The sequence below is a fragment of the Streptomyces cinerochromogenes genome, assembly GCF_014648635.1.
Lineage (GTDB): Bacteria > Actinomycetota > Actinomycetes > Streptomycetales > Streptomycetaceae > Streptomyces > Streptomyces cinerochromogenes.
The window spans coordinates 475,673-490,235 of sequence record NZ_BMRM01000003.1; the positions used below are offsets into that span (position 1 = coordinate 475,673).

Below are 14,563 nucleotides of genomic sequence, written 5' to 3' on the forward strand. Positions count from 1 at the left end.
CACGCTCCTCGGCTGAACGACGCTGGGACGCGGGTCGTGCCGCGCCGGGTACCCGCCCCGTCGGCGGGTGGCACCGGCGCGCTCACGCCGACAGCCAGCGTCGGACGCAGGCGATCAGGTCGCGGGTGTCGACGGGCTTGGTGACGTAGTCGCTGGCGCCGGAGGACAGGGACTTCTCCCGGTCGCCGGGCATCGCCTTGGCGGTGACGGCGATGATCGGCAGCTCGGCGTACTGCGGCAGCTTGCGGATCTCGGCGGTGGCTGTGTAGCCGTCCATCTCCGGCATCATCACGTCCATCAGCACCAGCGCGATGTCGGGGTTGGCGAGCAGCGCGTCGATGCCCTTGCGCCCGTTCTCCGCGTGCAGCACCCGGAAGCCGTACATCTCCAGGATCCCGCTGAGCGCGAACAGGTTGCGTGCGTCGTCGTCGACGACCAGGACCGTACGGCCCCGGAAGCTGTCGTCCACCGGCGGTGCGAGGTCCTGCGGGTCCTCGACCCGGACGAGGGAGAGCACGTCCCCGGGTGCTTCGGCGGCCAGGTGCAGGGCGACGCGTTCGCGCAGCTCGTCAAGGCTGGACAGGAACTCCAGGGACCCGTCGTCGCGGAGGGAGCGCAGCGCCTCGGCCCGTGCCACCTCCGGCCGGTGGCTGCTGTGGACGAGCACCGGTACGCTCGCCAGCCCCGAGTCGCCTTCGAGTGCCTGCAGGAACCGGCCCGCCTCCCCGTCGGGCATGTCCAGATCCAGTACGACGCAGTGGCAGGACTCGGTGGCCAGCGCGCCCGCCGCCTCCTGCGCTCCGACGGCGGTGATGACGTCCACCGCCGGCAGCGGGGAGCCGTCCTCCGGGCTGTGCCGGGCCACGTCCGCGACGACGCTCTCGGCGACCAGGGTCAGCAGCCCGCGCGGTCGTTCCTCCACCACCAGCAGCCGGCGCGGCCGCTGCTCCGGAACGGCCGGCTGCGACGAGGCGATGGTCTGGCCCGCGGTGGCGGCCGATGCGAGCTCGGCCGGCCCCTTCGGGCTGTTCGAGGCGGGCCGACCGGCGTCGAGCAGCTGTTCGAAGTCCGGCCGGGCCACGGGCAGGTACAGCGTGAAGGTGCTGCCCCGGCCGGGCGCGCTGTTCACCGCCACGGCACCGCCGAGCAGATGCGCGATCTCCCGGGTGATGGACAGGCCGAGGCCGGTTCCGCCGTACTTGCGGCTCGTGGTGCCGTCCGCCTGCTGGAACGCCCCGAAGATCGACTCCAGGTGCTGCTCCGGAATGCCGATACCGGTGTCCCGCACCCGGAACGCCACGACGGCACCGCCGCGCACGACGTCCTGCGGCACCTCTCCGTCCGTGGCGGGCTCGATGGCCAGCTCGACGCTGCCCTGCTCGGTGAACTTCACCGCGTTGGACAGCAGGTTGCGCAGCACCTGCCGCAGCCGGGAGTCGTCGGTGAGCAGGTCGGCGGGCGCCCCCGCCGCGGTGGTGACCGTGAACTCCAGCCCCTTCTGGGTGGTCATGGGCCGGAAGGTGGCCTCGACGTACTCGATGAGCTGGCGCAGCGACACCCGCTCGGGGGTGACGTCCATCTTGCCTGCCTCGACCTTCGACAGGTCCAGGATGTCGTTGATCAGCTGCAGCAGGTCGCTGCCCGCGGAGTGGATGATTCCCGCGTACTCGACCTGCTTCGGGGTGAGGTTGCGCGAGGGGTTCTGGGCGAGCAGCTGGGCGAGGATGAGCAGACTGTTGAGCGGGGTGCGCAGCTCGTGGCTCATGTTGGCCAGGAACTCCGACTTGTACTTCGACGCCAGCGACAACTGCTGGGCGCGAGCCTCGAGTTCCTGCCGGGCCTGCTCGATCTGCAGGTTCTTCGCCTCGATGTCGCTGTTCTGCGCCGCCAGCAGCGAGGCCTTCTCCTCCAGTTCGGCGTTGGAGCGCTGCAGCTCGTCCTGCTGGGACTGCAACTCGGCCGAACGCACTTGCAGTTCGGCGGTCAGCCGCTGCGATTCCTCCAGCAGCTCGTCGGTGCGGGCGTTGGCCACGATCGTGTTGACGTTGACACCGAGCGTCTCGCGGAGCTGTTCCAGGAAGTCCCGGTGGATGGGCGTGAAGGCGGTGACCGACGCCAGCTCGATGACACCGAGGACCTGGTCCTCGAAGAGGATCGGCAGCAGGACCAGCGCGGTCGGCACCGCCTGACCGAGCCCGGAGGAGATGGTCACGTAGCCCTGCGGCAGCTCGTCGACGGTGATGGTACGGCGGCTGTGCGCGGCCTGGCCGACCAGCGAGCGGCCGAAGGAGAAACGGATGGGCCGCCCGTCGTCGTCGGGCATGCCGTAGGAGCCGACAAGCCGCAGCTCCGGGCCGTGCTCACCGTCCTCGGCGAGGTAGAAGGCGCCGTACTGGGCCGACACCAGCGGCGTCAGCTCGTCCATGATGAGTTCAGCCACCACAGGCAGGTCCCGGTGGCCCTGCATGAGGCCGGCGATGCGCGCCAGGTTGGTCTTGAGCCAGTCCTGCTCCTGGTTGGCCCGGGTGGTCTCGCGCAGCGACTCCACCATGGAGTTGATGTTGTCCTTGAGTTCGGCGACCTCGCCGGAGGCCTCCACCGTGATCGAGCGGGTCAGATCACCCTCGGCCACGGCGCTGGCCACGGCGCCGATGGCCCGTACCTGACGGGTCAGGTTGCCGGCCAGCTCGTTCACGTTCTCCGTGAGCCGCTTCCAGGTGCCCGAGACGCCCTCCACCTCGGCCTGGCCGCCGAGGCGTCCTTCGGTGCCGACTTCTCGGGCGACGCGGGTGACCTCGTCGGCGAAGGCGGAGAGCTGGTCCACCATCGTGTTGATGGTCGTCTTCAGCTCCAGGATCTCGCCGCGTGCGTCCACGTCGATCTTCTTCGACAGGTCGCCCTTGGCCACGGCGGTCGTCACCAGAGCGATGTTGCGCACCTGACCGGTCAGGTTGTTCGCCATGGAGTTGACGTTGTCGGTGAGGTCCTTCCACGTGCCGGCCACGTTCGGCACGTGGGCTTGGCCGCCGAGGCGTCCTTCGGTGCCGACCTCGCGGGCGACGCGGGTGACCTCGTCGGCGAACGCGGACAGGGTGTCGACCATCGTGTTGATCACGTCGGCCAGTGCGGCGACCTCGCCCTCGGCCTGGACCCTGATCTTGCGGGACAGGTCGCCCCGCGCGACGGCGGTGGCGACCTGCGCGATGGAGCGCACCTGGCCGGTCAGGTTCGACGCCATCACGTTCACGTTGTCGGTGAGGGCCTTCCAGGTGCCCGAGACGCCCTTGACGTCGGCCTGGCCGCCGAGGCGTCCTTCGGTGCCGACTTCGCGGGCGACGCGGGTGACCTCGTCGGCGAAGGCGGAGAGCTGGTCGACCATCGTGTTGATGGTGTTCTTGAGTTCGAGGATCTCGCCGCGTGCGTCGACGGTGATCTTCTGGGACAGGTCGCCCTTGGCCACCGCCGTCGCCACCTGGGCGACGTTGCGGACCTGGGCGGTGAGGTTGCCCGCCATGAAGTTGACCGAGTCGGTCAGATCCCGCCAGGTGCCCTTGACGCCCTTGACGTCGGCCTGGCCGCCGAGGCGTCCTTCGGTGCCGACTTCGCGGGCGACGCGGGTGACCTCGTCGGCGAAGGCGGAGAGCTGGTCGACCATCGTGTTGATGGTGTTCTTGAGTTCGAGGATCTCGCCGCGTGCGTCGACGGTGATCTTCTGGGACAGGTCGCCCTTGGCCACGGCCGTGGTCACCTGGGCGACGTTGCGGACCTGGTTGGTCAGGTTGCCCGCCATGAAGTTGACCGAGTCGGTGAGGTCCCGCCACACCCCTGCGACACCGGGCACCTTGGCCTGGCCGCCGAGGCGTCCTTCGGTGCCGACTTCGCGGGCCACGCGCGTGACCTCGTCGGCGAAGGCCGAGAGCTGGTCCACCATCGTGTTGACGGTTTCCTTCAGCTGCAGGATCTCGCCGCGCGCGGGCACGTCGATCTTCTGGGACAGGTCGCCCTTGGCCACGGCCGTGGCCACCTGGGCGATGTCACGGACCTGGGTGGTCAGGTTCCCGGCCATGGCGTTGACCGAGTCGGTCAGGTCGGCCCAGGTTCCCGAGACCCCCGGCACCTCCGCCTGCCCGCCGAGCGTCCCCTCGGTGCCGACTTCGCGGGCCACGCGCGTCACCTCGGAGGTGAACACGGACAGCTGGTCGACCATGCCGTTGAAGACGCTCGCGATGTCGCCCATGAGACCGTCGGCGTCCTCGGGCAGACGTGTCCCGAAATCGCCGTCCCGCACGGCCGTCAACCCCGCCAGGAGCTGTCTGAGCTCCTCGTTGCCCGGCGCGGCGTCGATCAGCTCGGTCTTGTCGCTGTTCATGCGCACTCTCGTCCCGCTCCCCTGGAGCCCTCGGCAGTGAGGACTCGAACACCCCGGCGGGCCGCGGCGGACCCGTAAATGGTCTACATTCCCCCCACCCCATGGCCACAGGTGAGGAGAAAATACGCCGCAGGCTAACCCACTCGGGACCCGCAGAACAAAGCCTCCGGTTGCTTCCTACCGGGGAAGAAATCCGCCGCGAAAAGCCATGCATGAGGTCGGAAACACGGGGTACACGACTTCGTTTGAGGTCTCGATGTCCACCAGGTCGTGGGGCGGGACGGCGCCCCGCGCGACGCGCTGAGTGCGGGCCCGAAGAACCGAGGACTCGGTGTTCGGGCCGGGGGGATGCAGCCGGTCACGGGTCCCCGCCTCTGTCCTGCCCGGCATCGAAGACGAACAGCGGCTTGGAGCCGTGCGCGGGTGCTTCGGCGAGCGCGACGGCTTCTGCGAAGGCTTCGAGCGGGAACGGCCGGCCCTGGGCAATGCTCAGCACCCCGTCACCGACCAGACCGCGCACCTGGGCCAGCGCGTGCAGTGTGTCCTCCGGCGAGGCGGTCCCGAACCAGCGGTTCAGCCAGAAACCACGGACTGTCTTGGTCTCGTAGATGACCGAGCGCGCCTGGAGCGGGATCGTCAGCGCCGACGGGTCGGTCTGCCGGTGGGTGGAGAGCGCGCCGTAGACGACCAGCTCTCCTCCCGGAGCCAGTGCCTGGGACACCTGGGCGCCGACGGGGCCCGCGACACAGTCGATCGCCTTCCGCACGTCGGCCGGGCCCGCGATCTCGGCGACACGCTGCACCAGGTCCTCGTCCTGCGTGCAGATGACCTCCTCCCCGCCCAGCGCTTCGATCTCCTCGACGGCACCACGTCGCCGCACGACATTGATCGTGCGAATCCCCAGGTGCCGGGACAGCTGGATGACGAGCCGGCCCACGGTGGATCCCGCGGCCGTCTGGACCAGCCACTCGCCCGGCTGCACGTCGAGTTCGCGCGTCACGAGCAGCAGCGCGGTCAACGGGTTCACGGCGAGTTGGCAGGCGCTGGAGCCGCTCAGACGATCGGGGACCGAAAGCAGTCTGTGTGCGTCGGCCACGAGGTATTCCTGCCACGTGCCGGCCACAGGAGGCCCGGGTACGGCCGGGACCACGGCGGCCACCACGCGCTCACCGACCCTCAGCCCCTCGGTTCCCGGGCCCAGGGCCGCGATACGGCCCACGCACTCCATGGTGCCCCCGACAGCGGGAAACTCCGGGGCGAAGCCGTAGCGGCCGCGCAGCACGTGCAGATCACTCGCGTGGACCGGGGTCGCCTCCACACGGATCAACGCCTGACCGGCGTCCGGCGTGGGAACGGGCCGGGACTCCAGCCGCAGGACATCGGCGGGCTCGCCAGCCGCCACAGCCACGAGCGCGCGCATGGACCGAGGCATGAGTGGCCTTTCGTCTCTCGCCTGCCAGGGCGTGCCGGACCGCTCGCTGCGGCACGGGTGCAGACAGGCATCCGCGCTTCCCTTCACGCTACGCCCAGTGCCGGCGAGGTTCTCGACAACACTGCGGTTGTGGGCCCGTTGCTGCCGCGGCGCTGAGCGAAGCGTCCACAGGGTTCGTCAGGCCGGGCCGCCGCTGGACGACGAGTCGGTTCTGCACCACACGGACCACGAGCCACTCCCTGGTCGAAGAGACAGGCCCCGTGAGGCTCAGCGCGTCCTGCGTCACGGATTCTGCGGGCGCCATTCGAAGAGCAGGATGGTCGCGTCGTCCCGCAGATGGTTGCGCTGGTAGTCGAGGATGGCGTGGATGAGCAGCCGTAGGACCTCGGCCGGTCGTTGGCCGGCGGCGTTGGAACGGATGATGAAGTCGGTGAACCGGTCGAGCCCGAACTCCGCACCGTTTTCGTCGCGCGCCTCCACCACACCGTCGGTGTACAGCAGGACACAGTCACCCGGTTCCAGCTTCGTCTCGTGGACCTCCCGCGCTGCCGGGACGAGCGGGCCGGCCAGGCCGATCGGCGGTTGTGGGTGGCTGTCCAGCGCCCCGGCGAGCACCCGCTCGTCACGGATCAGCAGCGGTGCGGGGTGGCCGCAGTTGACCCAGCGCAGTATCCCGGTCTCCGCGTCGAGCCGGCACAGGACACCGGTGCAGAAGTGGTCGGGCAGCCACTCGGCGAGGGCCTGGTCGACGGAGCCGACGACATCGGTCAGGTCACCGCCGCCGCGGCGGCTGTTGCGCGCCGCGGCCATGGCGACCGACGTGGTCAGACCGGCGGTCAGGTCGTGGCCCATGCCGTCGAGGATCATGGTGTGCAGCACGTTCTTGACCACCGAGTGGTCGAAGGCGTCGCCGGCGATGTCGTACGCCGGCTCCAGGACCGCGGTCGAGACGCACCTGCTGCTGCCGATGGTGCGCGGTGGCAGGAAGGCCCGCAGCATCTCGGCGGGCAACCGCATGGGTGCGGTGCGGGTGCGGGCCGCCAGCCAGTCGCTGTAGGCCCGCTTCGAGGTGATCAGCATGGCGAACAGGTGGGCCAGCATCCGGCTGCGGCGCATCAGCGGTCCGTCGAGTGAAGCGGTGCGCACCGCCAGCACGCCCAGCCGCTCCGCACCGTCGACGAGGGGCATCCACACGATCAAGCCGTCGTCGGCATCGACCACCCTGGGGGCAACCGTGCGGTACGCCCAGCCTGCCGACGAGTGGTCCACGGACAGCGGTTCCAAGGCTTCGTCGAGTGGAATGAGCAGCCACTGCTGTAGGTCGGCGAGGTAGATCAGCGCGGTGCCCAGGCCGAGAGCCGAGGCGCACTGGTTGACCAGCGCGGGCAGTTCCACCGGCAGGGCCGTCTGCGCCTGGGAGATCAATCGTTCGAGCCGGTTCTCGTCGACGGCGGGATCGCGACCGAGAACCGGATGGGGACCGGGATCGGGACCGGCATAAGGAACGCGATAGGGACCGCGATCGGGGCCGGGATCAGGAACGCGATCGGGATCAGGACCGGCGGGAGTGCGTGGCGAATCCGGCACGGGGATCACCCCTTCCTCGCCCAGTCTCACATTGATCCCGCCCTTTGGTCGCAGGAGGCGGTGGACGTCGTACGGTGATCATCCGGGCGGCGTCGGACGATCGGATCAGCCGGCGGCCTCACAGATGTCGCTGGTCATGCTCCTCGTGGCCGCACGGGTCGGGCGGCACCGGGGCGGGTGTCGGTGTGCCCTGCCGCTGTGCGCCCAGCAGGGCGGCGCTCACCAGAGTGGCGAGCAGATCGATGTCGGACGACACTTCCAGGCGGACGGTCACCCAGCCGGACGTCCGCGACAGGATGACCGCGCTGGACCGGCGCAGTACCGGCTGGAGCCTGGCGATCAGGGGACGAGTGAGATGCACTTCCGCCTCGTGGCCCCCATGGAAGCGCACGATCTCGGTGCCGTTGGCGGAGCACAGGCAGCGCCGCTCCCCGCGGGAACCGCGCCCACGGGAGAGGGCTGACCAGTCTCCGAGGCGTTGGTCCGCCAGGTCGGTCAGATTCATGCTGTCAGCGTGCACCCGTCGCGCATCACCGCACAGGGGTCGTGCGCATTCCTGTCCCCGCGCCGCTCTTCCGTCAAGCAGTCCGCAGTGAGGAGGCGCGCCGCCCGCTGACGCCGCCTAGGCTGGAGGTACGTGCCGCCCTCGAAGGAATCCGGGAGGTGTGCCGTGGCCCGCGCCCACCGCTTCCACCTCGAAGTGGAAGGTCACTCGGTGACGGTTCAGACCCGCCACGCCGCACGCGAGACGGAGCTGCTCGTGGACGGAAAGGTGGTCGGATACCAGCGAACCCCGGCACGGCACCGCCCGTCCGCGACCGCGTTCACCGCCGAACTGCCAGGTGACCCGCCGGAGCCCTTCGCCGTCACTCTCCACATCCGTGAGACCGCCGAGGACGCCCCCACGTGTGTACTGGAGATCGCTGGACGCAGCCGTCCCATGCCGGAGTTGCCACTGGCCCGACCCGGCACCCTCCCTCCTGCAGCGGGCCGCCCCGCACTGCGGTCGGCCCGCAGGCTGCTGCGCAGCACTCTGCGGAGGTGGGGTTGACGGACGGGGTTGGAAGGGTGGAGTCCGAAGCCGCGCCTGACCAACGACCCACTCGCGACCGCCCCGGCTGCCGCGGGCCCCGCACCTCCTGGTGCCCTTGTCGCCGGCCGGTCCTCACAGTCGGATCGGGAGGTGGCGGGGGCCGCGGAGCATGGCGTTCTGCCGATACGGGGGCGGGTCCTCGACGAGGCGTGCCGTGCCGAGGCGGGGGAGCAGGGCGCCGAGTGCGGCCTGCGCTTCCAGACGGGCAAGGGGTCCGCCGAAGCAGATGTGGATGCCGCTGCCGAAGCCCAGGTGCTGGTTGTCGGCCCGGGTGGGGTCGAACCGGTCGGGATCGTGGAACCGCTTGGGATCGCGGTTGCCCGACGCCAGCGCCAGGATGACGGAAGCCCCTCGGGGCACGGGGGTGCCGGCGATGTCCAGGTCGGCGCGGGGGATGCGTTCGCGCATGTGGACCGGGGGTTCGTAGCGCAGCAGCTCCTCCACGGCTCGTGGCAGCAGCTCGGGTTCACGGCGCAGGTGGTCCAGCTGTTCGGGCCGGCGCAGGAGGGTGAGCACCCCGTTGGTGATCAGGTTGACCGTGGTCTCGTGACCCGCGATGAGCAGGAGTACGGCCGTCTCCGCGAGTTCCTGCTGGGTGAGCCGCAGCGCGGCATCCGGCTCGTTGACGAACGCCGAGAGCATGTCGTCGCTCGGCTTGCCGCGGCGCTGTTCGGCCAGGTTCAGCAGGTACCCGCCCATCTCCACGCGGGCCTGGTCGCCGGCCTTGTCCGTCTCGGTGGTGTCCGCGCCGGGCCGGACGTCAGCGGCGGCGACGAGGGCGTCGGACCAGGCCCGGAACAGCGGCTCGTCCTCGCGCGGCACGCCGAGCAGGCGGCAGATGACCGCGACGGGAAGCGGGTAGGCGAAGTCGTCGACGAGATCGACCTGCTCGCCCGCCTCGAAGGACGCCAGCAGTTCCTTGGTGATCTGGTCGATCTCGTCACGCATGCCGTCGACGCGGCGGGGGCTGTGCGGAGGGCCGAAGGGCCACATGGCCAGGGTGCGCAGCCTGTGGTGTTCAGGGTCGTCGAGCCGCAGGAACGGCAGCTGCTGTACTTCCACGCCGCCGGTACGGGGATCGACACTCATCCGGGGGTCGTGGAGCAGAGCGGCGATCTCGTGGTAGGTGCCGATCAGGTAGGTGCCGTCAACCTGCTGAACCACGGGACCTGCCTCGCGGAGTTCCGCGTACAACGGATAGGGGTTGGGGCGGCTGGCGTAGTCGGTGATGCGTGCCAGCAAGGTCTCCGAGGCCATCAGGGCTCCTCGTGGTCGAGCGGTACGTGGACTACACCACGCTGAGTCGGCGGTCGGGAAGGTGACCGGTGAGCGCGACGGTCGGGCCGTGGGACAGCACCGACGGATCCGGTACGTCGGACGGAATCGGAACATCGGCCGCGATCGCCCGGTCGGCCGCGCCGGGCGGGGGCGGGAACGGGGCGGCCGTTTCGATCAGGTGCCGGTAGTAGTCGAGCGACTTCGCCATGTCGACGGTGACGGCGGCGGTGACCCGGCCCTTGTAGCCGTAGACCATGGCGAGCCGGCGCGCCTCCAGGGAGCCCTGGGCGATGACGACGTGGTCGGAGTAGGTGGGCACGCCCACCGACTTGATGTTGAGTCCGAACTGGGTCGACCAGAACACGGGGATGGACAGGTGCGGGCGCTGCAGCGGTCCCGGGTTGATCATGTTGTGCGCCGCCACCTCGGCCTGCTCCACCGCGTTCCCCCAGTGCTCCAGGGACAGCATCTGGTAGCCGAACAGCGGATGGGGGAAGCGGGAGACGTCGCCGGCCACGAAGACGTCGTCGGTGACGATCCCGTACATGGTGAAGGCGCGGCAGCCCGCGTCGCAGGCGATCCCGCGCGGGCCCGCCGCGAGCCCGGAGTCCGCCAGCCACTCCACGTTGCGGACCGCGCCCAGCGCCACCACGCACACGTCCGCCTCGACACGGCTGCCGTCGGACAGCTGCGCACCGGTGAAGGCGCCGTTCCCGTTCAGGGCGGTGACCGTCACCCCGGTGCGCAGGTCCACGCCGTGGTTGCGCTGCATGACGGCCGCGAGCTTCGACAGCGTGCCGCCGAGCGCGCCCACCAGGGGAGCGGGGCCGCGTTCGGCGACCGTGACCTGCAGCTCCAGTTCACGGCAGGCGGAGGCGATCTCCGAGCCGGTGAAGCCGCCGCCGATCACCAGTACCCGTTCCGGTCCTGCGGCCAGCCGTTCGGCCAGGCCTTTCCCGTCCTCGCGCGTGCGCAGGGTGAACACCCCGTCCAGGGTGGCTTCCTCAGGGTGGGGCCAGGGCCGCGCCCGGGTGCCGGTGGCGATCAGGAGCCGGTCGTACGGCAGCGACTCGCCGTCTTCCAGCAACACCCTTCTGGCCAGCAGGTCCACACCGGTGGCGCCGACGCCCAGCCGCCACTCGGCCTCGGGGTCCCGGCGCATGGGGAGCTCGGTGGTGTCCGCCGTCGCCTGCCCGAGCAGCACCTGCTTGGACAGCGGCGGCCGGTCGTACGGCGCGTAGGGCTCGTCGCCGACCACGGTGAGTGATCCGGTGAAGCCCTCCTCGCGCAGGGCCTCCGCCGCTCGCAGCCCGGCCAGCGACGCGCCGACGATGACGATACGGCCGTTCTTGAGGTCATCGGGCACCGGTACTCACCTCCTCACCGAGGAGGATCGCCTGCACCGGGCACGCCGCCGCGGCCTGGCGCACGCGTTCTTCCTGGTCGCCGGGCACGGCCGTGGCGTACAGCAGGCCTTCCTCGCCGTGCAGCTCGAACACGTCCGGGGCGAGGAACACGCACTGGGCGTAGCCCTGGCAGCGAGTGAGATCGACAACGGTCCGCATCAGTCACCACTTCCTCCGCTGTCCCACCCCCCTCGTCTCCAGCATGGAGGGAGAACAGGGGGCGCGCACGGTGACTGCCGAGGGGCGTCCCGCCGTCCGCCGTCAGCCCTGGCCGCGGTGGAGGGTGCGTGCAGCACTGATCAGGGCGAGGTGGATGAACGCCGGAGCGGAGGTGCCCAGTTGCCGGCCGGTGTGGCTGATCTCCTCGGCGTACGGGCCGACATGGCCGGCCTGGGCATGCATCTCCTCGAAGCCCGGTCGAGCTTCGTCAAGCGGAACCGGACTGGGCTGCCGTGGCCACGAGGTCCGACAAGGGTGTCGATGTCTTCCCGGGCACGGTGACCCTCGCAGCGATCGGGCTCTGGCTCCGGGGGTAGATCCATTATCGCGGTGCGGGAAGGCGTCTGTCACCGTTCTCCGGAATGATCTTTACACCCGGTTTGCGTCTCTAGGCTTTCAGCCGGACACAAAGCACGGATCCGATGGGGGAGTTGAGGGTGGCGCACGACGTTGCCGAACTGGCGGTGGAACTCACGGACATGGCTGCGGCCGATCACCGGTCCGCAGCCTGCGCGAACAGCGATGACCCCGCAGAGCAGCTGGCGTGGCGGCGGCTGACCGCCCAGCATGGTGACCGGCTCGGCGAGATCATGGACGAGTACGGCTGGCCGACGGCGGAGCTGGTCGGCGAGGAGGCCGCACGCGCGGCATGGCTGATCGCTCAGCACGCCGACCGGCAGCTCGACGTTCAGCGTCGTGCCCTCCAGCTGATGCGGCAGGCGGTCTCGGCAGGCGCTGCCAGCCCGCGTGAGCTGGCCTTTCTGCGCGACCGCACGCTGGTCAACGAGGGCCGTAAGCAGGTCTACGGCACCCAGATCGCCGGTGTGAAGGACGGGGCGCCGGTTCCGTGGCCCTGTGAAGAACCGGAGCGCGTGGACGAACTCCGCGCGGAAGTCGGCATCGAGCCCTTCGACGAGTACGTCGCCAAGTTCTCCCTGGCCTGACGCCCCGTTCCAGTGGCGTCCGGTGGATCACTGCCCAGGCTCGTCCCTCACTGGGCGTAGCCTTGGCAGCCGAGCGGGTCAGGGGTGTTCGGGTCAGCCACGACCGCGAGTCCGGCCGCGGCCCGGACAGCCGGGGCGGCATCCGGCCGCGGATCACCGATACGGGCGTCGGTGTCACCGGGCATCGACGGCAGCCGGACCACGGCCGCCCTGCCGGAGCCGTCCACCCACGTCCTGCTCCGAACGCCGTGATGCGTGCTCGTAGCGCTGCTGAACAAGCCGTGACCAGCCCGACCATGACGGCACGCGTGGTGCCTCGCGAGGCGTCCGGCTGGATGATTTTTCCTCGCGTACTCGGCGCAGCCACCACCACGTGAGAGCAACGTGCCTAGTTTCGACCGAGAAGCCCCGCTCAGCTCGGCCGCCACTGACGACAGAGCACGAACCGCCGGCCCGGCACGAGCCGCGACAGGCCGGCCGCCCCCTCTGGAGGAATGCCGTGTGCCGTCTCTTCGGCCTCAGCAGCGCCCCACGCCGTACCCACGCCACCTTCTGGCTGCTGGACGCTCCCGACAGCCTCAGCTCGCAGAGCCGCCGAGATCCCGATGGCACCGGCCTCGGCTACTTCACCGCCGACGGCACCCCCCGCATCGACAAGGCTCCCATCGCCGCCTACCACGACCGCAGCTTCGCCGAGGAGGCCCGCGAGGTTGAATCGGCAACCTTCATCGCCCACGTGCGCTTCGCCTCCACCGGCAGCCTGGACGTCCGCAACACCCATCCCTTCGAGCAGGACGGGCGGCTCTTCGCCCACAACGGAGTCCTCGAGGGCCTGGACAAGCTCGACGACCACCTGGGCGAGGACCGGTCACTTGTGAAGGGCGACACCGACTCCGAACGGTTCTTCGCCCTGATCACCCGGGAGACCCGCCGGCACGACGGTGACGTCACCGAGGGCATCCGGCACGCCGCCCACTGGATCGCCGACAACCTGCCCGTCTACGCCCTCAACCTGATCCTCACCACCGCCGAGGAACTGTGGGCGCTGCGCTACCCGGACACCCACGACCTGTACGTCCTCGAACGCCGGGCGGGCGGCCAGCACGGCAACCGGCACCTCGACCACAGCGGCACCCACGGCCGCATGCGCATCCACTCGTCGCACCTCGCCCAGCAGCCCGCCGTCGTCGTCGCCAGCGAGCGCATGGACGACAACCCCCACTGGCGCCGGCTGGAGCCCGGCGAACTGCTCCACGTCGGCCCCGACCTCCGCCCCACCCGCCAGGTCGTCCTTCCCGATCCTCCGGCACACCAGCTCACCCTCGACGACCTGCACCCCGACGCAGCCGCCTCCCAGACGGCTGCCTGAGCGTTGTCCGGGCAAAGGCACCGACGACATTGCCTGCACACCATGTCGTTCGGGAGTCTGCGAGAGCGGAGCAGGACGGCTGCGAGCGCGGCAGAGGGCAGGAATCGCCCAGAGGCCGCCGGTCCAAGGCCCGCGCAATCCCAGTTGCTCAGCGCGCCCCCGGGTGCCCAGGACGGGAGGGGGAGAGGATGCGACGCTGGAGTGAGGGCCGCGAGTGGAGGACCGAAGTCGTCTCATCCGGCCCCGGGCCCTCCCCATCGGCCTGGCGGCCATGCCCCGGCAGGGCTCGACGGATGCCACGCAGCGTCGTGCGGTCGGTCCGTGAGCCCGCCGGCCGGGGCACCACTCACCAAGCGTCACCAGGCGGCGGCCTACCGCGTGGATCCGGCCCGCCGGGACCAGGACCGCGCGACCACCCCGGAAGGCAGGTGCGTCCCATGCGCACGTCGACCCGTATCGCCGGTGCCCTCACCGGCCTGACCCTCACCCTCGGCGGTGCGGTCCTCGCCGCTCCCGCGGTCCGGGCGGACATCCCCGCCTGCACGAAGATGGCCGAACTGGCCGGTGCCACCGCGTCCGACTCCGTCACAGCGGCCTGCAGCCGTGGCGTGGTCGGAGACCTGCAAGGCTGTGTGACCGGGCTGACCGGGGCCGGAGTGGCGGGCGGCGCCGCGACCGGGGCCTGCCGGGCGGCGGCCCAAGAACCGCGTTAGCGGACCGCGCGTGCGCGGTGGCCGTCCGCCGGCACCGGTCGGAGGCGGGTACGGCTCGTCTCGTCCTCAACGCCGGCTCTGTCCGGACACCACGCGGCCCCGGTGGGCGGTCTCGACGCCAAGGACATCGGCGTCCCCCTCGCTCCTGTCGAC

General features: G+C 70.4%; 11 protein-coding genes. 3 read left to right on the top strand and 8 right to left on the bottom strand.

Annotated elements, in window-relative coordinates; all coding sequences use genetic code 11:
* Nucleotides 1-82 precede the first annotated feature (82 nt).
* From IEZ20_RS08550 to IEZ20_RS08585, 8 genes are all read right to left on the bottom strand, one after another.
* Entirely contained in the window at nt 83-4,369 is a 4,287-nt protein-coding gene (locus tag IEZ20_RS08550; protein ID WP_189296006.1) for a hybrid sensor histidine kinase/response regulator, read from the bottom strand.
* A gap of 358 nt (nt 4,370-4,727) precedes the next feature.
* A complete protein-coding gene (locus IEZ20_RS08555) occupies nt 4,728-5,789 on the bottom strand; it encodes a zinc-dependent alcohol dehydrogenase family protein (RefSeq protein ID WP_189296008.1) in 1,062 nt (353 codons plus the stop codon).
* A 294-nt stretch (nt 5,790-6,083) separates the two neighbouring features.
* On the bottom strand, nt 6,084-7,226 hold the full coding sequence (locus IEZ20_RS08560; RefSeq protein ID WP_229895960.1) for a PP2C family protein-serine/threonine phosphatase: 1,143 nt from the start codon (nt 7,224-7,226) through the stop codon (nt 6,084-6,086).
* 280 nt (nt 7,227-7,506) lie between these two features.
* Nucleotides 7,507-7,893 (bottom strand): luciferase domain-containing protein, encoded by a 387-nt coding sequence (locus IEZ20_RS08565; RefSeq protein ID WP_189296012.1) that lies wholly within the window; start codon nt 7,891-7,893, stop codon nt 7,507-7,509.
* Between the two features lie 660 nt (nt 7,894-8,553).
* On the bottom strand, nt 8,554-9,738 hold the full coding sequence (locus tag IEZ20_RS08570; RefSeq protein WP_189296015.1) for a cytochrome P450: 1,185 nt from the start codon (nt 9,736-9,738) through the stop codon (nt 8,554-8,556).
* Between the two features lie 31 nt (nt 9,739-9,769).
* Nucleotides 9,770-11,125, bottom strand: coding sequence for an NAD(P)/FAD-dependent oxidoreductase (locus IEZ20_RS08575; protein ID WP_189296017.1), 1,356 nt, complete (start codon nt 11,123-11,125; stop codon nt 9,770-9,772).
* On the bottom strand, nt 11,115-11,324 hold the full coding sequence (locus tag IEZ20_RS08580) for a ferredoxin (protein WP_189296019.1): 210 nt from the start codon (nt 11,322-11,324) through the stop codon (nt 11,115-11,117). The genes IEZ20_RS08575 and IEZ20_RS08580 overlap by 11 nt, the downstream gene beginning before the upstream one ends.
* A 102-nt stretch (nt 11,325-11,426) precedes the next feature.
* Nucleotides 11,427-11,567, bottom strand: a complete 141-nt coding sequence (locus IEZ20_RS08585) for a hypothetical protein (protein ID WP_189296021.1) — start codon at nt 11,565-11,567, stop codon at nt 11,427-11,429.
* Between the two features lie 254 nt (nt 11,568-11,821).
* Here IEZ20_RS08585 and IEZ20_RS08590 point away from each other — a divergent pair, with 254 nt between their 5' ends.
* The 3 genes from IEZ20_RS08590 (at nt 11,822) to IEZ20_RS08600 (ending at nt 14,410) form a co-directional block, all read left to right on the top strand.
* A complete protein-coding gene (locus IEZ20_RS08590; RefSeq protein WP_189296022.1) occupies nt 11,822-12,328 on the top strand; it encodes a DUF6624 domain-containing protein in 507 nt (168 codons plus the stop codon).
* Nucleotides 12,329-12,827: 499 nt separating this feature from the next.
* Entirely contained in the window at nt 12,828-13,697 is an 870-nt protein-coding gene (locus tag IEZ20_RS08595; protein ID WP_189296024.1) for a class II glutamine amidotransferase, read from the top strand.
* Between the two features lie 437 nt (nt 13,698-14,134).
* Nucleotides 14,135-14,410 (top strand): hypothetical protein, encoded by a 276-nt coding sequence (locus IEZ20_RS08600; RefSeq protein WP_189296026.1) that lies wholly within the window; start codon nt 14,135-14,137, stop codon nt 14,408-14,410.
* The last annotated feature ends 153 nt before the right edge of the window (nt 14,411-14,563 follow it).